18 protein-coding genes are annotated in these 23,217 nt (G+C 44.0%); 7 read left to right on the forward strand and 11 right to left on the reverse strand.

Annotated features, from left to right (window positions below; translation table 11 throughout):
- Positions 1-72: 72 nt before the first annotated feature.
- Positions 73-1,014: a transaldolase gene (locus tag JMX75_RS05750; RefSeq protein ID WP_133104259.1), complete on the reverse strand. Its 942-nt coding sequence runs from the start codon at positions 1,012-1,014 to the stop codon at positions 73-75.
- A 454-nt stretch (positions 1,015-1,468) separates the two neighbouring features.
- Between JMX75_RS05750 and pheA the strand changes: the two genes are divergently transcribed.
- The 6 genes from pheA to JMX75_RS05780 all read left to right on the forward strand — a co-directional run bounded on the left by pheA (position 1,469) and on the right by JMX75_RS05780 (position 8,512).
- Positions 1,469-2,650, forward strand: a complete 1,182-nt coding sequence (pheA, locus tag JMX75_RS05755; protein WP_201531422.1) for a prephenate dehydratase — start codon at positions 1,469-1,471, stop codon at positions 2,648-2,650.
- A gap of 140 nt (positions 2,651-2,790) precedes the next feature.
- Entirely contained in the window at positions 2,791-3,933 is a 1,143-nt protein-coding gene (gene hisC / locus JMX75_RS05760; RefSeq protein ID WP_133104260.1) for a histidinol-phosphate transaminase, read from the forward strand.
- A gap of 49 nt (positions 3,934-3,982) precedes the next feature.
- Positions 3,983-6,322, forward strand: coding sequence for a bifunctional prephenate dehydrogenase/3-phosphoshikimate 1-carboxyvinyltransferase (locus JMX75_RS05765; RefSeq protein WP_201531424.1), 2,340 nt, complete (start codon positions 3,983-3,985; stop codon positions 6,320-6,322).
- A 246-nt stretch (positions 6,323-6,568) separates the two neighbouring features.
- Positions 6,569-7,528 carry an EamA family transporter RarD gene (gene rarD, locus JMX75_RS05770; protein WP_201531426.1) on the forward strand — a complete coding sequence of 320 codons (960 nt, stop codon included), beginning with the start codon at positions 6,569-6,571 and terminating at the stop codon, positions 7,526-7,528.
- Between the two features lie 50 nt (positions 7,529-7,578).
- Entirely contained in the window at positions 7,579-8,001 is a 423-nt protein-coding gene (folB, locus tag JMX75_RS05775) for a dihydroneopterin aldolase (protein ID WP_201531427.1), read from the forward strand.
- Complete coding sequence (locus tag JMX75_RS05780) at positions 7,991-8,512, forward strand: 2-amino-4-hydroxy-6-hydroxymethyldihydropteridine diphosphokinase (RefSeq protein WP_133104264.1); 522 nt, start codon at positions 7,991-7,993, stop codon at positions 8,510-8,512. Before folB ends, JMX75_RS05780 begins: the two co-directional genes overlap by 11 nt.
- A 64-nt stretch (positions 8,513-8,576) precedes the next feature.
- Here JMX75_RS05780 and cysE read toward each other — a convergent pair whose 3' ends face one another.
- From cysE to JMX75_RS05830, 10 genes are all read right to left on the reverse strand, one after another.
- Positions 8,577-9,446 carry a serine O-acetyltransferase gene (cysE, locus tag JMX75_RS05785; protein ID WP_413786634.1) on the reverse strand — a complete coding sequence of 290 codons (870 nt, stop codon included), beginning with the start codon at positions 9,444-9,446 and terminating at the stop codon, positions 8,577-8,579.
- 187 nt (positions 9,447-9,633) lie between these two features.
- A complete protein-coding gene (locus tag JMX75_RS05790; protein ID WP_201531429.1) occupies positions 9,634-10,077 on the reverse strand; it encodes a YtoQ family protein in 444 nt (147 codons plus the stop codon).
- Between the two features lie 86 nt (positions 10,078-10,163).
- Positions 10,164-11,042: an RNA methyltransferase gene (locus JMX75_RS05795; RefSeq protein WP_201531431.1), complete on the reverse strand. Its 879-nt coding sequence runs from the start codon at positions 11,040-11,042 to the stop codon at positions 10,164-10,166.
- Positions 11,039-11,422, reverse strand: coding sequence for an Hpt domain-containing protein (locus tag JMX75_RS05800; RefSeq protein ID WP_201531433.1), 384 nt, complete (start codon positions 11,420-11,422; stop codon positions 11,039-11,041). Before JMX75_RS05800 ends, JMX75_RS05795 begins: the two co-directional genes overlap by 4 nt.
- A 92-nt stretch (positions 11,423-11,514) precedes the next feature.
- Positions 11,515-15,222, reverse strand: a complete 3,708-nt coding sequence (dnaE, locus tag JMX75_RS05805) for a DNA polymerase III subunit alpha (protein WP_201531435.1) — start codon at positions 15,220-15,222, stop codon at positions 11,515-11,517.
- 332 nt (positions 15,223-15,554) lie between these two features.
- Entirely contained in the window at positions 15,555-17,003 is a 1,449-nt protein-coding gene (locus tag JMX75_RS05810; protein WP_201531437.1) for an alanine/glycine:cation symporter family protein, read from the reverse strand.
- A gap of 116 nt (positions 17,004-17,119) precedes the next feature.
- Positions 17,120-18,616, reverse strand: coding sequence for an aldehyde dehydrogenase (locus JMX75_RS05815; protein WP_201531439.1), 1,497 nt, complete (start codon positions 18,614-18,616; stop codon positions 17,120-17,122).
- A gap of 111 nt (positions 18,617-18,727) precedes the next feature.
- Entirely contained in the window at positions 18,728-19,609 is an 882-nt protein-coding gene (gene dapA, locus JMX75_RS05820) for a 4-hydroxy-tetrahydrodipicolinate synthase (RefSeq protein WP_133104272.1), read from the reverse strand.
- Positions 19,610-19,713: 104 nt separating this feature from the next.
- Positions 19,714-20,961, reverse strand: coding sequence for an NAD(P)/FAD-dependent oxidoreductase (locus tag JMX75_RS05825; RefSeq protein ID WP_133104273.1), 1,248 nt, complete (start codon positions 20,959-20,961; stop codon positions 19,714-19,716).
- A gap of 96 nt (positions 20,962-21,057) precedes the next feature.
- Positions 21,058-22,080, reverse strand: coding sequence for a proline racemase family protein (locus tag JMX75_RS05830; RefSeq protein WP_201531440.1), 1,023 nt, complete (start codon positions 22,078-22,080; stop codon positions 21,058-21,060).
- A 329-nt stretch (positions 22,081-22,409) separates the two neighbouring features.
- On the opposite strand from JMX75_RS05830, the gene JMX75_RS05835 reads away from it, so the two are divergent.
- Positions 22,410-23,213, forward strand: a complete 804-nt coding sequence (locus JMX75_RS05835) for a helix-turn-helix domain-containing protein (RefSeq protein ID WP_201531442.1) — start codon at positions 22,410-22,412, stop codon at positions 23,211-23,213.
- The last annotated feature ends 4 nt before the right edge of the window (positions 23,214-23,217 follow it).

Raw genomic sequence — 23,217 nt, forward strand, 5'->3', positions numbered from 1 at the left:
TATAGTGCTTTAGTAAGTAACTCTCAAGCCAGATAGGCTTGGTTATACGCCCATATTAATCATATATACAGCTTAGCTGCGCATACTCGCTAGCATGTGGGCAAGCTCATCACGCGCACCAATAAAGCCGTCAATGCCTTTTGGTAAAAGATCTTGAGTAATGGTATCTTGTTGATAAGCGCTACTGAATTCTTCAGCGCTTAAGCTCACTCGTGTCATATCTGTCATGTCCATCGACATGCTTTCTGATAATTGACGTGTAACTTCGATATCCATTGCTGCTAGCTCATCAATTAGGTCAGGTGCAATGGTCAGTAAATCACAGCCTGCCAGCGCCAATATCTGCTCAGTTGAGCGGAAACTTGCGCCCATCACCTGCGTTTTGTAGCCATGCTGCTTGTAGTATTGATAAATGAGCTTAACCGATTGTACGCCCATGTCATCAGAGACGGGTATGTTTTGACGGTTTTGCTGGCGTTTTTGCCAATCCAAAATACGTCCAACAAAAGGGGATATCAAGGTCACACCAGCATCGGCACAAGCGATGGCTTGATGTTGCCCAAAGAGCAAGGTGAGATTGCAGTGTATACCTTGAGTTTCAAGGTAGCGTGCCGCCTCAATACCTTGCCAAGTCGCTGCCATCTTGATCAACACACGCTCTGAGTCTATACCCGCTTTTTGATAGGCTTCCATGAATGCCAATGCCTTATCAATGGTCGCTTGTGTGTCATAGGACAAGCGGGCATCGACCTCAGTTGAAACACGTCCTTCAATTAAAGATAAAATATTACAGCCGATTTGAATGGTTAGCTCATCAATTACTGCATCGATATCATCTCGATGGCGGCTCATGGTTTCTGATAATACCGCTTCATTATCAGGATGGATCAGTGCTTTGGTAATTAGACTTGGATTGGTGGTCGCATCGATAGGTTTTAGACGCTCAATGGCGGCAAGATCGCCTGTATCAGCGACAATGGTGGTCATAGTGCGAAGCTGTTGTAATGCGCTCATCAGATATCCTTGGTATTATTCATTAATGGTGTTATTTTCTTATGGATGGTTGTGGTCTATTATGGATAAAATCCTGTGTCCGTTTAAACTGTAACATAGATTTAGGCACATGTTACCTGATAGTTTTAGCAGGCTAAGCCCGTATATCGCTTAACTATGCTAAGATTTATGGCGATTTGCCACTTTACGTTCATTTACGAATGGGCACTGTCCGTAGTTTTTGTTATAGTAGAGCCGGTCAGTGGTTGAGCTTTACGAATACTACGAACTTTACCAAGAACATAGCGCTGCTTTAAAAAACCAATAATGATAAATTGGCGATATAAGAGCAACAAATAGCAAAAATATTTATGCCCTTTAAAAAAGTCTTCATGTCTTTTAACGAAGTATTTATGGTCATCATTGACAAGTATTTATACCTAACAGTAATAAAATCTAAAAAGGATGGGCGGTAATGAGTGAGCAGTCACCAGAACAAAACAATGATAATCTAAACCAAACCACCGCAAGCATCAGTACTACCGCAACGGATAAAGAGTTTTTGAATACATTGCGCGGCAGTATCGATGCGGTAGACTGCGAAATTCAGACGCTGATTAACAATCGTGGCAAATTGGCTCAGCAAGTGGCGAGCGTGAAAAAGAACCACATTGCCAATGATTCTGCTGCTGAAAATGCCAACCCTATCTTTTATCGTCCAGAGCGTGAGGCGCAAGTGCTAAAAGCCGTCATGGAGCGCAATGAAGGACCTATCGCCGATGAAAAAATGGCACGCTTGTTTCGAGAGATTATGTCGGTATGCCTTGATTTAGAAGCGCCGCAGCGCATTGCGTTTTTGGGTCCACTGGGCACTTTTACTCATGCGGCTGCATTAAAGCACTTTGGTAAAGCGGCGGATACTGTACCGCTGAATACCATTACTGATGTGTTTCGTGAAGTTGAAGCGGGCACCGCAATGTACGGTGTCGTGCCCGTTGAAAACTCATCTGAAGGCGTAGTCAACCATACACTAGATGGCTTTTTATCTTCTACATTAAAAATAATCGGTGAAGTCGAGCTGCCGATTCATCAAAACTTTTTGGTCGCTGAACATACCAAACTTGATGGGTTAAGCCGTATTTACTCGCACCAGCAATCATTGGCGCAGTGTCGTCATTGGCTTGATGTGAATTATCCCAATGTCGAGCGTGTTGCGGTATCGAGTAATGGTGAAGCGGCACGTCGCTTGAAGAATGAGTGGCATTCGGCAGCAATTGCGGGTGACGTGGCAGCAGCAGAATATGATTTGCATAAGCTTTATTCAAATATCGAAGACAATCCAAGCAATACGACCCGTTTCTTGATTATTGGTCATGAAGCAATTGCACCATCAGGTCAAGATAAAACCTCAATTATGGTTTCAGCGCATGACAAAGCGGGCGCTCTGATCGAAATATTAAAGCCTTTGTCTTATCATGGCGTGTCTATGACCAGCATTGAAACGCGCCCTGAGCGTCCTAATAAATGGGCTTACGTCTTCTTTATTGATATGAATGGGCACATTGAAGACCCAAATGTGAGCGCTGCTATCGCTGATATTCGTCCATTGGTCAAAGACTTACGTGTCTTAGGCTCTTATCCAAAAGCAGTACTATAAATTTACTGGTTTCTATGAGTTATTGTTTTATTAGTATTAGCCGTAAGCGTTTATAAATTGCCTTGTCATAAATAGCGGTCACCAGTGACATTAATGGGCTTAGCCAATGATAGGTGCGTTATCACATCTAAGGATTAATCATGCAGTCTGCGCAATCGACAGAGTCAAATTTATTACCGCTCGTACCTGCTTACGAGAGTATTTTGGCGTTGGCACCGTATCAAACTGGTAAGCCTATTGAAGAGCTAACGCGAGAGTATGGCGTCTCAGATGTGGTAAAAATTGCCAGTAATGAGAATCCGATCGGCTGCTCACCGCACGTTACGCTAGCGATTACTGAACAGCTAGGTCAGCTGTCACGTTATCCTGATGGCAATGGTTATTATCTAAAGCAAGCATTGGCTGATTTTAATGATGTCAATGCTGATCAGATTACTTTGGGCAATGGCTCTGATGATTTGCTCGATATCTTGGCGCGTAGTTTTGTAGGTGCAGATGATGCAATCGTTTATAGCCAGTATGCCTTTGTGGTCTATTCGATGCTCGCTAAAATGCAGGGTGCTATGGATATTGAAGTGCCTGCTCAGCGCTTTGGTCATGACCTAAAAGCCATGAGCCAAGCGGTTCAGGATAACTCTAATACCAAAATTGTCTTTATTGCCAATCCGAACAATCCAACCGGTACACAGCTTGAACATGCTGAGTTGAGAGAGTTTGTCGCTAGTGTGCCAAGCTCAGTACTGGTGGTGTTAGATGAAGCTTATATTGAATATAGCCCTGAGAGCAATAATCGGGCGCTGTTAGATGAATTTGATAATGTGGTTATTGTTCGCACCTTTTCTAAAGCCTATGGGCTGGCAGGTCTGCGTGTTGGCTATGCGTTAAGCTCGGTAGCTGTGGCAGATTTACTCAATCGCATTCGTCAGCCATTTAATGTGAGCCGCATTGGACTGGCGGCAGCGGCAGCGGCACTTGCGGATCAAGACTTTATTGAAAAAACTCGTCTGATGAATAACGAGCAGATGCGCTGGTTGGAAAAACAGTTTGATGCACTGGGACTGGGCTTTATAAAGTCACATGCCAACTTCATTATGGTCGAAATCGAAGTTGAAATGGAAGATACAAACGCTGCTGTTATTTATCAGGCATTGCTTGAGCAAGGCGTTATTGTGCGACAACTAGAGGTTTATGGTTTGCATAATTGGCTGCGTATTAGTGTAGGGGTCGCAGAAGATAATATGCGTCTGATTGATACTTTGCGATCTATTTTGACCGATGATTAAATCAATAACTAATAAGTAATTTAATAAGCCACCTAATAATTAAAACAATATGCAAAAAATAAATCACGCCGTAAATCTTCAAACAGTAACTAAACTGACTCCATCCTCTACGCAGCCGCTATTCCAGCAAGTGTGTGTGATAGGTTTGGGTTTAATTGGTGCAAGTCTTGCGCAAGCGATTAAAGACAATGGTTTAGCTGAGCGTATCGTTGCAGTCGATAGACACGAGCCAAGTCTAGAGGAAGCTATTCAACACGGTTTACTAGACGCTGGTAGCTCAGTACTCAATGACGTGATATCTGATAGTGACTTGATAGTGATTGCGGTACCAGTACAAGCGGCACAAGCGGTATTTATAGATATCAAAAATGCAATGGATAGTGGTCTACTTGCTACTGATTGTATTATTACCGATGTATGCAGTACCAAAGTTAATATTATTGATGCTGCCAAGACTGTGTTCGAGACATTGCCTGTCGGGCTTGTGCCTGCACATCCAATTGCTGGTGCCGAGAATTCAGGGTATCATGCTCGCCGCGCTACATTGTTTGTCAATCATAGCGTTATTGTCTGTGAGCTCCCAACGACTAGCCATGTAGCAATTGCCAAATTAAGCCAGTTATGGGAAGCAGTGGGTGCAAGCGTCATGCCGATGGATGCCGCTCATCATGATTCTATATTGGCACATACCAGTCATTTACCGCATTTGCTCGCCTTTAATTTGGTTGAACAGCTGGCAAGCCATGATGATAATTTAGATATTTTCCGCTATGCTGCAGGTGGTTTTCGTGATTTTACCCGCATTGCTGCCAGCGACCCTAAAATGTGGCATGATATATTTTTTGCCAACCAAAACGCGATTGTAAGCGCCCTTGATGAGTACAGCGGTTATTTAAATGATATTCGTCAGCTTATTATTGATAAAGATTCAACCGCCCTGATGGGACTTTTGGGCCGCGCGCAAGCCGCACGGCGACATTTTGGCCATATGTTAGCCAGCACCCCTTATACGGATACTTCTGCTATGTCAGCTTCTTATTATATCACCCCAAGCAACACCGTCTCTGGTACTATTGCCATTCCTGGGGATAAGTCTATCTCGCATCGTAGTATTATGCTCGGTAGCCTTGCTACTGGCGTAACTAAAGTGACTGGATTTTTGGAAGGGGAAGATGCGCTTGCCACTTTGCAAGCGTTTCGCGATATGGGCGTGACCATTGAAGGTCCTGATAATGGCAATTTAACCATTCATGGCGTTGGTATGAATGGCTTAAAGCCAAGCAAAACACCTTTATATATGGGCAATTCTGGCACCAGTATGCGTCTGCTTTCAGGCATCTTAGCAGCGCAAGCATTTGATAGCGTATTGACGGGTGACACTAGCCTAAATAAGCGTCCAATGGAGCGTGTGGCAGCACCATTACGTGAGATGGGTGCAGTGATTCAAAGCACCGGTCAAAAAGGTACAGCGCCACTGAGTATTACTGGTCGAGATAGTGTTGGCAAACCTCTACAAGGGGTTGAATACGATATGCCAGTTGCTTCTGCACAGATTAAATCTTGCTTATTGCTGGCTGGACTTTGGGCGGAAGGCACCACTACCGTTACTCAACCTGAAGTTAGCCGCGATCATACCGAGCGTATGCTTTCAGCTTTTGGTTATCCAGTAACGGTCGATGGCAATCGTATCAGTGTTGAAGGCGGCGGCACGCTCACAGGCGGTAATATCGCAGTACCTGCTGATATCTCATCGGCAGCATTTTTTATGGTTGCTGCGGCCATCAGCCAAGGTAGCGAATTGACTTTGAAGCAAGTCGGTATCAATCCTACGCGTACTGGCATTATTGATATTCTTAAGCTGATGCAAGCGGATATCAGCTTAAATAATGAGACTCATGTTGGCGGTGAGCCAGTAGCGGATATTACTATTCGAAGCTCAAACTTGGTCGGTATTGAAATACCAGAGTATCTAGTACCACTTGCCATTGACGAATTTCCTGTATTATTTATCGCAGCCAGCTGTGCCCAAGGTCGTACCGTTTTGACCGGTGCAAAAGAGCTGCGTGTTAAAGAATCAGATCGCATTGCAGTAATGGCAGAAGGCTTGCAGACATTAGGCGTTGATTGCACTGTTACCGAAGATGGTCTAATTATCGAAGGTAAGGGTAAGGCTGATAGTCGTGACGTGAATAATAGCCATGCGGTATTTGGTGGTGGACATATCGTCTCGCATCATGACCATCGTATCGCCATGAGCTTTGCGGTGGCAAGCTTACGCGCCTCTAAGCAGATTACCATTGAAGGCGTTGAAACCGTCAATACCAGCTTCCCAGGATTTGCAGAACTTGCCAACCAAATTGGCATGTCTATTGACGTTGTGAGTGCTTAACGCAGTAACTTTAATTTGAGCCAATGATAATAGCTTAGCAATAAAATGAGCTATTAATTTTATTGTTGATTTTATTATTTTAATTATGGTTTTCGGCAGCAATGGGTTGATACGATTTCTAGTATCAACTCATTGCTTTTTACCTTTTATTCTATCTGTAGTGACCCTGTACTCTTAACACCAAATTACCATCAATGATAATAATTGGGTGAGGGTGCGCTTTGCTCTAAAAAGTTGTCCTATCTTATGACTACCCAAAATGTCATCAAAAAACCTGCTGCTCCCATTAAAACAACCAGACGTGGTATTGTCACTGCGCTGATAGCTTTTTCTATCTGGGGCGCTTTTCCTTTATACTTTAAGCAATTATCGGACTATAATGCCACCGAAATTATTGGTCATCGCATTGTTTGGACCTTTGCTTGTCTTTTAATCGTGTTAGTAGTGACCAAGCGCTGGCAGTGGATTGACACGCTAAAGAAAAACCCGAGGTGGATAGCCTATACCTTTGTGTCAGGTATTATCATCGCGATAAACTGGCTCACTTATGTATGGGCGGTCAATAACAATCAGATTTTAGAAGCCAGTTTGGGGTACTTTATTGGACCACTGGTTGGCGTAGGGTTGTCGATGCTACTGTTCAAAGAGCGCCTGCGTACTTTGCAATGGGTGGCAATTGGTTTTGCGCTATTATCAGTCGTTATTCAAGTGGTCATGCTGGGTAGCCTGCCGTGGGTATCGTTAATATTGGCGTTTAGCTTTAGTACTTACGGCACTATTCAGCGCCAAACCCCTCTGACAGCAGTCGATGCAATGTTTGTCGAGACAGCAATGCTACTGCCTATTTTTATCGCATGGTTCTGGCAGTCTGATGTGGCGAGTAGTAATATCAGCTTTTGGTTTACGCCTTCTATTTGGCTGCTTATGTTGGCAGGACCTATTACTTTGATACCGCTATTGATGTTTAACAAATCCACCAAGCTGGTCGCTTATAGTATCCTCAGTTTTATGAATTATCTGACGCCGACCTTTATTTTCTTCTTGGCGGTATTCTATTACAATGAGCCTTTTGATTTACATCGTTTGGCAGTCTTTGGTTTAATTTGGCTGGGTCTGCTATTATTCAGTATCGATTTATGGCGTCATCGCCCAAGCAAGCAGCTAAAAGCGGCACGTCTACCTGAAGAAGCATTAACGTCTAAATAAATTATCAAACTAAAATAGATAGTAAAAATATCATTAACAAGGATGCTTGTATGTTTCATACCCAGTCTGATGTCGTGTTTGTAAAAGGCTTAAAAGTAGAGGCGGTGATTGGCGTTTATGAATGGGAGCGCGCCATTACACAGCCGTTATTGATTGATATCGCGCTTGAAACCGATATCAGTCGTGCTGCGGTGTCAGATGATGTAAACGATGCGCTAAATTACAAAGAAGTCTGTGATGATGTCAGTGCGTGGTGCCAAGCTATTAAGGCTCAGTTACTTGAACATCTGGCTGGGCAAATCGCTGATAAACTGCTTGAAAAGTATAGCTGCGATAAAATTTCCTTAAGTATTGCTAAGCCTACCGCTATTCAACAAGCAGATGCAGTTGGTGTCCAAATCACCCGCTATGCCAAAGCCGCATCTAGCGTATCTACCAATCAAGTTAATCCTAGCTTGTCTAATGATGCATAAAGCCTTGGCTGATTTATTTGAATCACTGATAAGCTGCGATCCTGAAACGCTGCAAGCACAGCCTGTAAAAGCTGTGCTACTGGCCTTAGGTAGCAACCATGATGCGCAGATACACTTACCGCGTGTCCGAGAGCGATTGACAAGTATTGGTGCTATAACATTGTCAACAGCCTTTCAAAATCCTGACTTCACTGCCACTATAGAATTACCAAAACCTGACTATACCAATCAATGTGTCCATATTTTGTTAATGTCACCGATGACATTACAACAGTTGCAGCAAATTTTCAAACAGTTTGAATGTGACTGTAATCGGCAGCGTTTAACGGAAACACAGGCACCAATAAAAAAAGTCACGATGGATATTGATATATTGCTTGTTAAATTGGATAAAGATAATAGCCTAAGCAAAAAAAATGATTCTGAATGGATAATAATGGCAAATCGCTATCCATTTAAAGCGCATGAGAGGGCAGGGATAAAAGAATTGGTAGCGGGGATAGATAGTTGACAGTTGTAAAACGAAAGCTCTAAGCTGAGCTTAATATTAAACCCAGCCCAAGAATAAAAAGTTATTACGATTCAGCACCTATCTCATTCATGTCACTTTTGCCAATCACGTCCAAATCTTCTAAGCACAATTTGTCATATTCTTTTTTGCAAAAGTTAGGATCGATTTTGCACATGGCAGTTTGTAATTGATCTAAGCGATTTTCTGATTGTTGAATGTGTTCAAGCATTTTAGCAAAGGCTTCAGCAACAGGGTCTTGTGACATGGGATCAATGCCATAAGCTTGAAAAGTGGTTTCGCGCGCTGTGTGATTCGTTGTTTTTTTATCTGCGGGGTTCTCGGTAGAAGCAGCTTGCACTGCTTTTTCTTGTTGATTGGCATCATTGACTTTGGTCGTAATAGGATTGCCTTTTTCGTCATGATGCTCTGATATCATACGAGCAGCATTACCGACCATGGTTGCGCCTGCTGGCACTGCTTTAACCACGACAGCATTTGAGCCAATTTTAGCGCCTTTACCAACAGTGAATGGTCCTAATACTTTAGCACCGGCACCGACGATGACGCCATCTTCCAAAGTAGGGTGGCGTTTGCCGTTATTCCAAGAAACGCCGCCAAGCGTGACGCCATGATAAAGGGTCACATCATTACCAATCTCTGCTGTCTCGCCAATGACGATACCCATGCCATGGTCAATAAAAAACCGACGACCGATCTTAGCAGCAGGATGAATCTCGATACCAGTAATGATACGCGAGCCATAAGAAACCACTCGAGCAGCAAGCTTTTGCTCATTTTGCCAAAGACAATGCGCGCCGCGATGTAGAATAAGCGCGTGGATGCCAGGGTAAGTTAAGATTACCTCTAGACTATTACGCGCAGCAGGGTCGCGATTGAATACCGCATCAATATCTTCTTTTAGGTCTCTTTTGATGCGGACGAGCGATTTGAATAAAGCAGTTGGCAATGACATAAATCGTCCTATCGTATTTTTGGTTACAATCTCTTTAGTTATAGCAGTTTTATAGCAAAAAATATAGCAATGTACTTTAAATAAAAAATCGTCTGTAGATAAAACGCCAATAATTAGCGATTCATCTCCAGACGATTACTCTTATCCTTTAGCTATCACTGACAACATATTTGAGCAATTCAACAATCTGCTCAGGCGTTTGCGCCCATGCCATTGCCGCGGCATCCACTTCTTTTAACGGATGAATAATATCCTCCGCATGCAATGTGATATACGGTTTGCCCAACGCGGCGCAATAACCGGCATCGAATGCGGCGTTCCACTGCTTATATTTATCACCGAAACGAATAATAGCAATGTCACACTTTTGGATCATATTTTTGGTGCGAATCGCATTAACTTTGGACGATTTATGATCGCGCCAGAATCCATTGTCATCTTTACCGAGTACATCACCTGCCGCATCGCTGGCTTCATGCTCAGTCACTGCTGATGTAAATTTAATAACAAGACCATGGTCTTTCGCGCCTTGCATAATTTTCTGTCGCCAGTCAGTGTGTATTTCTCCGGATAAGTAAACAGTCCAATTCATCGTAAATCCCTTTTTATTGTTAAATGATATGACTACCTGTACTACTAATAATGCCCATAGTGGCAAGAAAATTAACTTATTAAATGTTAGTCTTTTAAAAGTTTTGCCAGCAGAGCACTGAGTAATTGATACTCTTTTTGGTCGAGTTGAATACGTGAACCGAGTCTAGATAAGCGCGATGGCAGCGATTTTAAGTTTTCACTATCTGCCAGTTTGCGTTGAACCATTAATGCGGTGGTACGCTCAGTAAGCAGTTGCAATTGCTGTTGAGTAATCGCTGGCTCATCCCATTGCTGGCGCACATAGGTATTAAGCATCCCTTGTTCAAGCGTCTCTAGGTTGTCAGTTACCTGTGCTATATCATTAACTTCGCTGTCAGCTTGGATATGAGTTTGTGCATAAGCATAAATGAAGCTTGCGATCACTTGAACGGCTGAAGCGACATTGAGCACTGGATAAGCAGGATTGGCATCAATTTGAACATGATAGTCAGCATAAGCCAATTCTTCATTGGTCAAGCCGCGATCTTCACGCCCAAACAGGATGGCAATATTGGGCGCTGTATTACTGTCGTGCCCGTCAATCGTGCTTTGCTTATCAATAAAATCCAGCATGATTTTGGCAGCTTGTGTCGGCGTGACCACAGGACGCGGTAAATGACGGCTACGACTACTGGCCGCAAATACCAACTGGCAATCAGCGATAGCAGACTCAAGCGTTGGTGCGATGATTGCTGATGATAGCAAATCACTGCCACCAGCAGCATGAGAAACGCTAGTGTCATCAATCGGTAATTTTGGATCAACCACCGTCAATCTCGATAAACCCATGGTGTGCATGGCGCGTGCTGCTGAACCAATATTGGCAGGCAATGTCGTATTGACCATCACTACTTGAACACAAGACAAATAATTGCTGACGTTTGGTACTGCTGTTGCTAAAGATAAGGGTGCATTGTTACTCATTGTTGTCCTAGTCGCTGGTTGATGTCTTGCTCAGCACGTTGCAATGCAACTGCAATGTCCTCGATAAGAGGGGCTTGTTCGCTGATAAGACGCTCACGGCAAAGCTCTTGCAATTGACTGCCAAGACGCGTCATTTGGGTTGCGCCCAAATTGACACTGGCTCCTTTTAGTGCATGAGCAAGCTCAAAGCCATTGGCATTATCTTCTTCTTGCTGAGCTTGTCTGAGTTTTGTGATACGGTGACGACAATCAGTAAAATAGACTTGTATCAAATCGACAAAGTCTTCTTCTAATAAGTCGCGCATATCTTCAAACTGCTCAGTATTGATAATCTCGTCATCAGTTATGGCGGTCATATCCTTGTTCGTAATAGTAGCCATAGTCATGTTCCAATAGGATTAAAGTTAGCGCAGAAAGAATTATTATAATAAATATTTTCCTACTAATGAATATGCTAACGATAATACATTCGTTAGCTGTAGTGAAAATGTAAGTTATCTTCTCTAATCATGCTTTTTAGCTGCTGTAAATTATCATCATTTGGATAGATGCGCCAATGCTCAGACAGTCCTACATTAGCAATGCCATATTCTTCATAAATACTGAGTCCAAGGGGTAGGCAATTATCTCTAATAGAGACGTCGGTATTGCTTAGAGCATTATTGGCGTAGCTTTGATTAGAGGCGCTTTGACTCCTATTACTTTCTAGTGCCAACAAATCATTACCGTCTTCGTCATATAAGCTGCCACCCATAGCAGGATCGTAGACGCTATTGTTACTATTATTACCTTGTTCGTCCTGATCATCGTTATAAGACAAGCGCGGTGTTGGTATGATGTCAGCTTGTGCCGATTTCAGTAAAGGCTGCATGCGTGTCAGCAGCTCGATATCACTACCATGAATTTTAATACTGATCTTTTTGAGCCATCTTAGGCGAGCATCGACCATACTCATGGCATTATCAAGACGAGCAAATAAACGCCCATCACGCTCACGGATGCTGCCTTTAATTATGACGACTTCATCTATTTTTAACTGTTCTTTGACACGGTTAAAGCGCTCAGCATAACAACTGACCTCTAACCTTGATGTCCCATCGTCCAAGGTAATAACGTTACGAGTACCAAAGTTGGCGATATCAATGATAAGACCGGCAAAATAGCAGCTGCCGTTATAGCCCGTATCAGTCAATTTATCGAGACGAGCACCTGAGGTATAGCGTTTGAGCTCGTCTCGATATTCATCGATAGGATGTCCGGTCAAATAAAGCCCTAGAGTATTTTTCTCTGCTTTTAGGCGGTGTTTGTCACCCCAAATTAGCTCTGGCGTCATAACGAGTGGCGGGGCAGCGACGACACCATCCATTTCACCAAACAAATCCATCATACCGATTTCACGATTTTGACGATCTTGCTCGGCGGCTTGCACGGCGCTTGGCAACTGACTCATTAACGCACCGCGAATCTCGTAGGCTTCATCGGCTGGCAAGTCTGGACGTAAAGTCGCCGCAAAGTCATCAAAACAGCCAGCACTGACCAAGGCTTCAAGCGTGCGTTTATTGACCTTTTTAATATCAACGCGACGGCAAAAATCATATAGATCTTTAAACGGACCTTCACGTCTTCGTGCATCGACAATAGACTCGACCGCGCCTTCACCGACCCCTTTAATCGCCCCCAAACCATAAATGATATTGGTCGGGGTATCAGCGACGAAATGCCATTCACTGCGATTCACCGATGGATTAACGACGGTTAACTCAAAGTTTTCACGGCAGTCATTGATAAAGAACACGACGTTATCAGTGTTGTTCATATCTGAGGTCAATACCGCCGCCATAAACTCAGCAGGGTAGTACTGTTTTAGATACGCGGTCTGATAAGCAAGCACACCATAAGCGGCAGAATGCGAGCGGTTAAAACCATAACCGGCGAATTTTTCCATCAAGTCAAACACACCGCCCGAGGTAACTTCATCGATACCTTGTGCCGTAGCACCTGTGACGAAAATGTCGCGCTGCTTAGCCATCTCTTCAGGTTTCTTTTTACCCATGGCGCGGCGTAGCATATCTGCACCGCCCAAGCTATAGCCTGCCATCACCTGTGAGATTTGCATGACCTGTTCTTGGTAGACAATAACGCCATTGGTGTTTTCTAAAATTGGCTCAAGGTTGGGATGGTCATAAATGACTTCCTCACGACCATGCTTACGGTCGATATACATCTCTACCATGCCTGCATCGAGTGGACCCGGACGATAGAGCGCACACATGGCGATCACATCTTCGATGTTGGTCGGTTGTAATTTCGCCAGATACTTTTTCATACCCATACTTTCTAACTGAAAGACAGCAGTGGTCTTGGCATCTTGCAAGAGCTTGTAGGCTTTAGCATCATCTAACGGCAGGTCTTCTAACACCAACGCATCTTTGCCTTCTTTTGCACGGCGCAGGTTGATATTTCTGACAGCAGCATCAATCACGGTCAAGTTACGTAGACCCAAAAAGTCAAACTTTACCAGCCCAACGGCTTCAACGTCATCTTTATCAAATTGGCTGACGCGGTGACCTTCATCATCACAATAAATGGCGCTAAAATCTGTGATTCTGTGCGGTGCAATCAATACGCCGCCGGCATGTTTACCCACGTTCCGGCAAATACCTTCAAGCTTGATAGCCATCTCCCATACTTCGATGGCATCTTCATAATCCATATTATCAGGATTGGAAATTAAGTCTTTCAGCTGCGGCTCTTGCTCAAGCGCTTGACTGAGTGTGATCCCCGGTGTTTTGGGAATAAGTTTAGACATTTTACTGGCAAGAAAATAGGATTTACTTTGCGCGCGCGCCACATCTCGTACCACTGCTTTTGCCGCCATGGTACCAAAAGTGATAATCTGCGAAACCGCTTCACGCCCATAAGTTTGCGCGACATAATCAATAACACGGTCACGACCTTCAATACAAAAGTCAATATCGAAATCGGGCATTGAGACACGCTCAGGGTTTAAAAAGCGCTCAAATAATAAGTCGTAATGGATAGGGTCGAGGTCGGTAATGTTTAACGCATAAGCCACGAGCGAGCCTGCACCAGAACCACGACCGGGACCGACTGGTACACCATTGGCTTTTGCCCAACGGATAAAGTCCATCACGATCAGGAAGTAACCGGGGAATCCCATTGATAAGATAACCTTGAGCTCATACTCTAAGCGGTCATCGTATCTTTGGCGGATATCACTCCAATTATCACTGCGCGCGTCAACTGGAAAGAGCTTGTCTAATCGATTATTAAGCCCACGCTGCGATTCTAAGCGAAAGAAAGATTCAGTGGTCTCGCCCTCAGGTACTGGAAACTCTGGTAGGACATTAATACCTAGCGTTAAGGTCACATTACAGCGAGTTGCTAAGCGCAAGGTATTATCAATCACCTGCGGAATATCAGCAAATAGCTGTTCCATCTGCGCTTGGGTCTTGAGGTACTGCTCATCTGAATAAGTCTGTGGGCGATTTTGGTCGGCAAGTACATAAGAGCCAGCAATACAAACTCGCGCTTCATGAGCATCAAAATCATCTTGCTTTAAGAAGCGCACGTCATTATGGGCAATGATGGGGATGTTTTGCTTAGCACCTGAATGAATAGCAGCTTTAATAAAGGCATCTTCGCCAGTACGATTGGTGCGTTTAATCGCAAAATATAAGCGATCAGCAAACTGCGCTTGCCATTCTGTCAGTAGCTCATCGGCTTTTTCTGGCATTGAGCCAATCAATGCTTGCCCAACGTCTGACTTTTCAGTGAATAAGACAATGACACCTGTCGCATGCGCTAAAATATGGCTGCGTTTAATAACAGGAGTACCGTGATTAACAGGATCAGCACGTCCTTCGGTAAAGCCAAGCGATACGATACGAGTGATGTTTTGATAGCCTTCGTTGTTCATCGCCAATAAAGTTAAGCGCGTGTCCTCATTTTCCATGATGACTTCACTACCGATGATGGGCTTGATACCCGCACCTAAGCAAGCACGGTAAAACTTTACCGTGGCATAAAGGTTGGATAAATCCGTCAAGGCAAGGGCGCTTTGATTGTCTGCCGCCGCCGCTTTAACCAACGACTTAATACGCACGATAGAATCGGTAATGGAATATTCGCTGTGGATGCCAAGGTGTACAAATGCCATAGAAGACTCTTACGAATGCAAACAAAAGGAGAGGGTGCGAATGAGTGTCAGAGATAAAGCAAGTGAAAACAGATGGTAATGTATTTAAAAAATATACTATATCAATGGTTTGACTGATATTTTCAGTAAACTATCATGTTAATAGCCACACTTTATACGCTGTATCTCAGCCGCTAATCATAGCATTATTTGCTCATAACAGCCACTCATTCGGAGTTATCAAATAGCATAGTGTGTTATTGCTAATGGGTCTAATAATAGAAAAAAGCCTTCTACATCATTATGATATAGGAGGCTTGTATGGGGAAAAATTACGATTATTTAGCTAGAATTTAACGCTTATGATGTCTATCACTATATTCTATCCAAAAGTCTGCATTTTCAACGCCCGCTTTTCTAGGGTCAAAGACAGGGTCAATTCCCAGCTTCATTTGCTCATCGTAGTCTTTTAACACTTTTAGCGCCGTTTTACTGAGTAATACGATAGCGATGAAGTTAAGGTAACACATGCTGCCAAAACCAATATCACCTAGCGCCCACATCACGCCAACAGACTGCATGCTACCGGTAAAGCAAACTATTAAGAACATTATTTTTAATAATGGTTTTAAAACAGGGTAGCGCAATTTATTGTCTAAGTATACTAGCGTGGTCTCAGCAATATAGTAATAAGCAATCAAGCAGGTAAAGGCAAACAAGAAGATGGCGATAGCGACAAAGCCACTTCCATATTGGTTAAACACTGTCGATACAGCTGCTTGGGTAAATGCGGTTCCAGCTTCAATGCCTGGCATGTTTTCGACTAGTACCAAGCCTTCTGCTGGAATGACGTTATACATACCAGTAGATAAAATCATCAATGCAGTAGCGGTACAGACAACAACCGTATCGATATAGATAGAAAAACTCTGTACTAAGCCTTGCTTGGCAGGATGAGAAACCTCTGCAGCTGCTGAGCTGAAAGTTGCTTCGCCTGCACCAGCAACGTTAGAGAATACCGCACGGCGGACACCCCAAGATATGGCTAGACCGACGATACCGCCAAATACAGCATCCATACCAAACGCGCTTTTGAAAATCAAGGCGAACATAGCAGGTAGGTTTGAGGCATTAAAGGCTAAGACGATAACCATCATCAAAACATAGCCGATCGCCATAATAGGCACGACCTTGCCAGCGAAGTTTGCAATACGTTTTATGCCACCAAATATGATAAATGCTAACAGCGCAACGATAATGAAACCAGTTGCAACAGGTGGGATGTTAAAAGCGGTATTAAAAGAATCAGCGATGGTGTTGGCCTGTACGCCAGGAACCAAAACACCATAAGAAAGACAAGTCACCGTAGCTACTAAAATAGCAAAGGGTTTCATCTTTAGGCCACGCTCGATATAAAAGGGTGAGCCGCCACGATACTGGTCATCAACGGTATGCTTATATACCTGTGCAAGTGTTGATTCGATAAAGGCACTGGCACCGCCAAGCAGACCCATGACTATCATCCAAAATACTGCGCCAGGTCCACCAGCTGCGATAGCGGTGGCAACCCCTGCAATGTTACCGACGCCGATTCGGCCTGATAAGGCCATACTAAAGGCTTGAAATGAGCTAATACCTTGGGTTGAGGTTTGCTTGTCAAACAACAGCCTAACCATCTCTTTAAGATAGCGAAACTGTACGCCGCGGGTCATCACGGTAAAATAAATGCCGACACCGAGTGCCAAATAAACTAAAGCATCGCTCCATATATAGCCGACGATGGTATTAATAATCGCTTCCATGGCCTTACTTCCCTGTAAGTATGTGACTAAAGGCTTAAATCATTTAAGCTGTTGTTTTAATTGATGACTGTACTGACTGTACTGACTGTACTGACTGTACTGACTGAATACGTTTGTTAATTAACCAGCCAAATGGTTTTGGTCTGTGCGTATTGTGCTAAGGCTTCTAAACCATTGTCACGACCGCCAAACCCTGATTGCTTATAACCGCCAAATGGTGTGGTGATATCACCTTCTGAAAAACCATTAATAGAGACCGTGCCTGCTTTGATGGACGATGCCACACGATAAGCGCGCTTGATGTTCTGTGTATAAAAAGAAGCGGCGAGTCCATAATTGGTTTCATTGGCTAATTTGATGGCTTCTTCTTCCGTCTCAAAGCTTGTCACCGCAAGCAAGGGTCCAAAGACTTCTTCCTTGAACAAAGTCATATCGGCTGTAACATCATCAAAAATAGTCGGCTCGATATACCAGCCACTGCCCATGTCGTCATGAATGTTGCCACCTGCAACGATCGTTGCGCCTTCCTCTTTTGCAGTCTGTAAGTAATGACAAACCTTATCGAAATGCGCTTTTTCAATCATAGGACCAATAGCCGTGTCGACATCGTAAGGTAAGCCGACTTTCCAACCTTTCAGACCGTTTTTTAGTTGCTCAAGTAACGCTCGTTTTTGACTGCTGTGGACTAATAAGCGTGAGCCGCAGCTACAGTTTTCACTCATATTCCAAAACGCGGCCGATAAGATATCGTTAATCGCAGCGTCATCGAGTACGGCATCGTCAAAGACGATTTGTGGGCTTTTACCACCGCATTCTAAGACGATTTCTTTTAGATTGCTTTGTGCCGAATACTGTAAGAACAAACGTCCGACCTCAGTCGAGCCAGTGAACGACACCATGTCAACATCCATATGTTGACCAAGCGCCGCGCCGACATTTTCACCAAGGCCACAGACCATTTGCAGCGCTTCTCTGGGCACGCCAGCTTCATAGGCAAGCTCAGTTAAACGGTAGGCAGATAAAGAGGTCAGCTCAGCAGGTTTAACAATAACGGAGTTGCCCATAATGAGAGCAGGGGCGACTTTCCAAGCGTACATTTGGGCTGGGAAGTTCCAAGGTAATACCGCACCAACGACACCAATGGGCTCTTGCACAATAAGTCCTAAAGCTGTGCTACCTGTCGGCGCGATTTTGCCAAATACCTTATCAGCGGCCTCGGCATACCATTCAAAAGTCTCGATAGTTGCTGGGATATCGGTATTTAAGCATTCAGTAATCGGCTTACCCGCATCCACACAATCTAATGCTGCCAGCTCCTCGACGTGCTCATGCATGAGTGCACACCAGCGCTGCATAATAGCCTTGCGCTCAGCAGGAGCCAGACGACGCCATTCACCGTTTTCAAAAGCATCGCGAGCGACTTGTACGGCAGTATCGACATCATCGCTAGTACCTGAAGCAATCTGACCGATAATACTGTTATCAATCGGCGTGTAATTGTCCAAAGTAGCTTCTGATAAGCCATCTGCTGCTATTAAGTGACCCGCCCATAATTGCTGCTGTTTTGCTTTCTCAAATACTTGCTCTTTAGTGGCTTGTTCTTTAGTGCTCATTTTTCTAATCCTTGTCTGCTAAATTTGATGCCATCGATTCGAGATTTGAATACGGCATCAAATTTAGCGTGGGTTATCCTTGACATTATTTCTACTAAGCTGAGGTGAGTGCTATTTAGATAGTAAGGCTAAAAACTCTGCTTTTTCATCTTCTGGCATGTCAGTTAATGGCACACGAACTGAGCCAACATCCATACTGCCTTTTAAGCAGCCCGCTTTTGCCTTTTGGTTATAGTTGCCAGATTCCATAGAATGAATAGCAGGATAAATCTCACTCATGATTTGCTTGGCTTTATCCCAGTCCCCTTGCTGAGTGGCATTAAATAATGAAACTTGCTCTGCTGGGAAGACGTTCGCTGCGCCTGCAATCCAGCTCTTTGCACCCCAAAAGAAGAAATCAACGGGCTGATCATCACAGCCACAAACCACCTCAAAATTGTCAAAATCAGCTTGCAGCATGCGTAGCGCATGACTAAAGTCGCCGCTACTTTCTTTTACACCGACGATGTTAGGATGCTTAGCTAGATGAGCAACAGTGTCAAATTCAATGGCAACGCCAACACGATCAGGGAAATTGTACATAATAATCGGCAGCTCACTGGCATCCGCAACTTTTTCAAAATGCGCGATAATGCCATCTTGCTCAGGTAAGCTATAAGGGGTGGCAGACAGCATAAGGCCGTCATAACCTAAGGCTTTGGCTTGTGCGGCAAGCTCAATAGAGTGGTCAGTCGATAAGCTGTTGATACCAGCAATCAGAGTGACTTTATTCTCAGCGCCTTTATTTTTTGCGGCTTCAGCGATAGTGGTTAATACGAGCTCGCGCTCTGCCGCCGAAAACGTATAGTACTCACCTGTAGTACCGCAAGCGACGATACCAGCAACGCCTTTTTCAATAAAGGCTTCGACCAGTGTCGTTAATTTTTGCGCATCAACGTCGCCGTTATTGTCGAAAGGGGTGACGATTGGGACTAAAATTCCATTTATGTTCATGAGACTATCCTTATTGGGGTTGATATTGTTGGTGATTTAATGGGTAATGATTCAATGATGAATCGGTTGATTTTTGCTGGGTTTATAACCGTTTAATAAATAGCTTATTGAAAGCGGGCAAGTTGATACGGTTTTGGATCAATCGTATGGTCTTCATCAAAATAGTATTCGGCAATCATTTGCGCACTAACGACAGCTTGCGTTAACCCTAAATGCTGATGACCAAAGCTTAAAAATACACGCTCGATTTTGTCGATGACTGGTAAGGAGTCTGCGGTCGATGGACGAAACCCCATCCATGACACGCTATCGCTAGCATCTAACGGCGCTTTTAACATAGGCTGCGCTTGTTGTAATAGCATATGTGCACGCTGCATATTGGCAGGCGCGTCCAGTCCTGCGTACTCCACCGTACCCGCCAAACGTAGGCCGTCTTGCATCGGAGTCATGACAAAGCGTCGATCCAAACTCGATACGGGAATCTGTAAGCGCGCGCTTTCATGAGGTAGCATTAAGTGATAACCACGTTCGGTATCTAAAGGGATGTTGACGCCCGTTAATTGCTTGGCCAAGGCTTTAGAGTGGGCGCCTGCTGCTAGCATCACTTTGGACACGGTCATATCACCTTGACTGGTGGTCAAATGAATACCATCTGCATCATTCGTCGCTGCAAGGACGCGACAATGTTCAATGACATGACCGCCCAATTGTCTAAAGGTATCGTGAAGCTGATTGATAACGGCTTTTAAATTGGTGATATGTCCTGTATTTGGGAAAAATAACGCTGCTAACTGATTGTCTTGTAAGGCAGGCTCACGCTCTAATAAATCCTCTTTGCTCAGCAGCTCATTGCTCACATCAATGTCATTGAGACGCTTACCGTGTGCTGTTAATAGCTCAAGGCTACTAGGCTTTTCAACCGTTAATAACGAACCCTTTACTTGTATCCAATCACCCAATTGCCACCGATCAGCAAAGCCTTGCCACGCTTGCAGGCTGTTTTTATTTAAGCTTAACAACGCGTGATGAATCCGCTCAAATGGCTCAGGGCGCATATTCATCAGCAACTGCATCGCCCAAGGCATCAAACGCGGCAGATAGCGCCAGTCTATGCGCAGCGGTCCAGTCGGATTCAATAGCATGGCGGGTACATGACGGAGCATGCTGGCATCAGCAATGGGGAATACTTGCTCGGTAGCGATATGACCGGCGTTACCTAATGATGCGCCTTGACCCACTTCATTGGCGTCCAGCAGTGCGACTTTTACGCCTCGCGCTTGCAACGTCACCGCAGCCGCTAGACCGATAATGCCGCCTCCAATGATATGTAAGTCGACGTTTGAGATAGTCATAATTTTTCTCGCTTACGTTCGTCGATTAAGCGGTTTTAAGAGTGTTCACGCGTTTATCAATAAACCTGTCATTTCATAAATAATGCTGTGATTTTATTAAGATGGGAGTCCCCATTTAAAGGGATCGTCTTGTTGCACAATGAGTGTGGTCTCAGCACAAACATAAGCATGACCACGAATCGTTGGGATAATGGTCTGTGCAGGATAAGCCGTACCAGCTGCATTATTGAGCTTAGTACTAAGATCGGTATTCAACTCAGTATTAAGCTCAGTTGCATGCTGATAACTGCCAGTGAATACGCTGCCGACTATGCCCTGTTGCTGCCATAATTGTTCAGGAGCGAGTTTATTGTCAGCCGCTAGGCAAGCAAGTTTGGCGCTGGTACCGGTACCACAAGGGGAGCGATCGTAGGCTGAACCTGGGCACAAAACAAAGTTTTTACTATCTACTTGTGTATCATCGCTATCAGAAAATAACTCAATATGGTCAATCTCGCCGCCGTTGTCGCCAGTGATGTTGGCATTGAGTAGTGCTTGCTTAATTTGCATGGTTACTTGAGTAAGCTGTTTAACGTTGCTGGCTTGAATGTTTTGTCCATGCTCACTCACTAAGAAAAACCAGTTGCCACCCCAAGCGATATCACCGCGGATAAGCCCTAACTCAGGAACGTGAACTTCGACTTGTTTTTTATAACGATAAGAAGGGACGTTTTGTACACTGCAGCTGCCATCATCACGTAGGGTTGCTTTAACCAGACCTACGGGAGTCTCTAGCCAATGTATGCCTGCTGATATTTTTTGTTGATAAGCTAAAGAGACGATGACGCCAATCGTGCCATGACCGCACATGCCCAGATATCCAGCGTTATTAAAAAATATAACGCCTGCTGTGGCTTTAGGATTGCTGGCAGGAAGGAGTAGCGCGCCAACAAGGACATCATTACCGCGGGGCTCTAAAATGATGCTTTGACGTAGATGATCGAAGTTTTGTTTGAAGGATTGTAGTTTGTCTTGAATAGTATCGCCGACGAGGTCAGGAAAGCCGTCATAGACCATGCGAGTAGGCTCACCGCCCGTATGCGAGTCAATAATTTTGAAATTAAATAGAGAAGAAGCCATGACCGACATCCTAATTCATCCGTGAAAAAGTAACATTCCATTGTTGTTTGCTAGACCTTGTCAAAACCATCGTGTTAACGCGGTCTGTATATAGAATGAACTTTTTTAGATACAGCGTCTTGCTGTTTTCTGATGAAAAAATGCGCATTCCTGCACAGTGGCTCGGTGTACACTAGAGGCTATAATGATGGTTTTTAATGAGAAAAATCCATCGTGAGATAGCTTCTGATTAAGTAGTGTTTTGATAGAGATTTACTATCTTTAGCAAGGGAAGAGCAAATAGTATTGCTTGTTAATGACTGGGATTGAGATGGCAGGGATGACATAGGATGATGGATGTAATAGAAGAGACGGGGCTTGTCGGTTTTACTGCCTCGTTGCGGCAGAGCATGGCTACTTATTATTCAGAAAGTAGTGAGGCATTTATTGGTAATGTCTCATTATTACTGCCTCTACTTGATACTTTAAAGAATGTGGTGTTTTTTGTGAAAGATGAGCAGGCACGCTATCAGCTGGCAAACAAAACATTATTAAAGCGTTGTAAGTTAAGTCAGCATAGTGACATTGTGGGATTTACCACTGAGCAGGTATTTTCTCATCAGCAGAGTAAGGATTATATCTTGCAGGATATGAAAGTGTTGCGAGATGGGAAGTCAATCGTTGATAATTTAGAGCTGCACAGTTATGCATCTGGTCAGTTAGGTTGGTGTATTACCAATAAACTGCCTATCTATAATAGCAGTCAACAAGTGGTCGCAATGGTTGGGATATCCGTCGATATTGATGAAGATAACGAACGCATTTTACGTAAGCACGCGAGACTGGCTGACGTAGCACAGTTCGTACGCGGTAATCTGGATCAGAAAATCAATATAGCAGAATTGGCGGAGCTGGCACATTTTAGCTTATCGCAGTTAGAGCGCACCTTTAAAGCAGTGCTAAATATGTCGCCTTTACAGTTTGTACAAAAGCTGAGATTAGAATATGCGGTTAAGCTATTAGCCATGCCTGAGATGTCAGTCACTCAAATATCGTTGAACTGCGGCTATAGCGATCATAGTGCCTTTAGCCGCCAGTTCAAACAGTTTACGGGCTTGTCACCCAGCCAATTTCGCCAAACGCATTTATCATGAAAAA

Origin of the sequence: Psychrobacter sp. LFX-11D (assembly GCF_904846475.1) — a bacterium.
GTDB lineage: Bacteria > Pseudomonadota > Gammaproteobacteria > Pseudomonadales > Moraxellaceae > Psychrobacter > Psychrobacter cryohalolentis.

What these genes read in the sequence shown, in the direction of transcription:
- JMX75_RS05750 (WP_133104259.1), bottom strand. Translation starts at nt 1,014, where the DNA reads ATGAGCGCATTACAACAGCTTCGCACTATGACCACCATTGTCGCTGAT.
- pheA (WP_201531422.1), top strand. Translation starts at nt 1,469, where the DNA reads ATGAGTGAGCAGTCACCAGAACAAAACAATGATAATCTAAACCAAACC.
- hisC (WP_133104260.1), top strand. Translation starts at nt 2,791, where the DNA reads ATGCAGTCTGCGCAATCGACAGAGTCAAATTTATTACCGCTCGTACCT.
- JMX75_RS05765 (WP_201531424.1), top strand. Translation starts at nt 3,983, where the DNA reads ATGCAAAAAATAAATCACGCCGTAAATCTTCAAACAGTAACTAAACTG.
- rarD (WP_201531426.1), top strand. Translation starts at nt 6,569, where the DNA reads ATGACTACCCAAAATGTCATCAAAAAACCTGCTGCTCCCATTAAAACA.
- folB (WP_201531427.1), top strand. Translation starts at nt 7,579, where the DNA reads ATGTTTCATACCCAGTCTGATGTCGTGTTTGTAAAAGGCTTAAAAGTA.
- JMX75_RS05780 (WP_133104264.1), top strand. Translation starts at nt 7,991, where the DNA reads ATGATGCATAAAGCCTTGGCTGATTTATTTGAATCACTGATAAGCTGC.
- JMX75_RS05790 (WP_201531429.1), bottom strand. Translation starts at nt 10,077, where the DNA reads ATGAATTGGACTGTTTACTTATCCGGAGAAATACACACTGACTGGCGA.
- JMX75_RS05795 (WP_201531431.1), bottom strand. Translation starts at nt 11,042, where the DNA reads ATGAGTAACAATGCACCCTTATCTTTAGCAACAGCAGTACCAAACGTC.
- JMX75_RS05800 (WP_201531433.1), bottom strand. Translation starts at nt 11,422, where the DNA reads ATGGCTACTATTACGAACAAGGATATGACCGCCATAACTGATGACGAG.
- dnaE (WP_201531435.1), bottom strand. Translation starts at nt 15,222, where the DNA reads ATGGCATTTGTACACCTTGGCATCCACAGCGAATATTCCATTACCGAT.
- JMX75_RS05810 (WP_201531437.1), bottom strand. Translation starts at nt 17,003, where the DNA reads ATGGAAGCGATTATTAATACCATCGTCGGCTATATATGGAGCGATGCT.
- JMX75_RS05815 (WP_201531439.1), bottom strand. Translation starts at nt 18,616, where the DNA reads ATGAGCACTAAAGAACAAGCCACTAAAGAGCAAGTATTTGAGAAAGCA.
- dapA (WP_133104272.1), bottom strand. Translation starts at nt 19,609, where the DNA reads ATGAACATAAATGGAATTTTAGTCCCAATCGTCACCCCTTTCGACAAT.
- JMX75_RS05825 (WP_133104273.1), bottom strand. Translation starts at nt 20,961, where the DNA reads ATGACTATCTCAAACGTCGACTTACATATCATTGGAGGCGGCATTATC.
- JMX75_RS05830 (WP_201531440.1), bottom strand. Translation starts at nt 22,080, where the DNA reads ATGGCTTCTTCTCTATTTAATTTCAAAATTATTGACTCGCATACGGGC.
- JMX75_RS05835 (WP_201531442.1), top strand. Translation starts at nt 22,410, where the DNA reads ATGATGGATGTAATAGAAGAGACGGGGCTTGTCGGTTTTACTGCCTCG.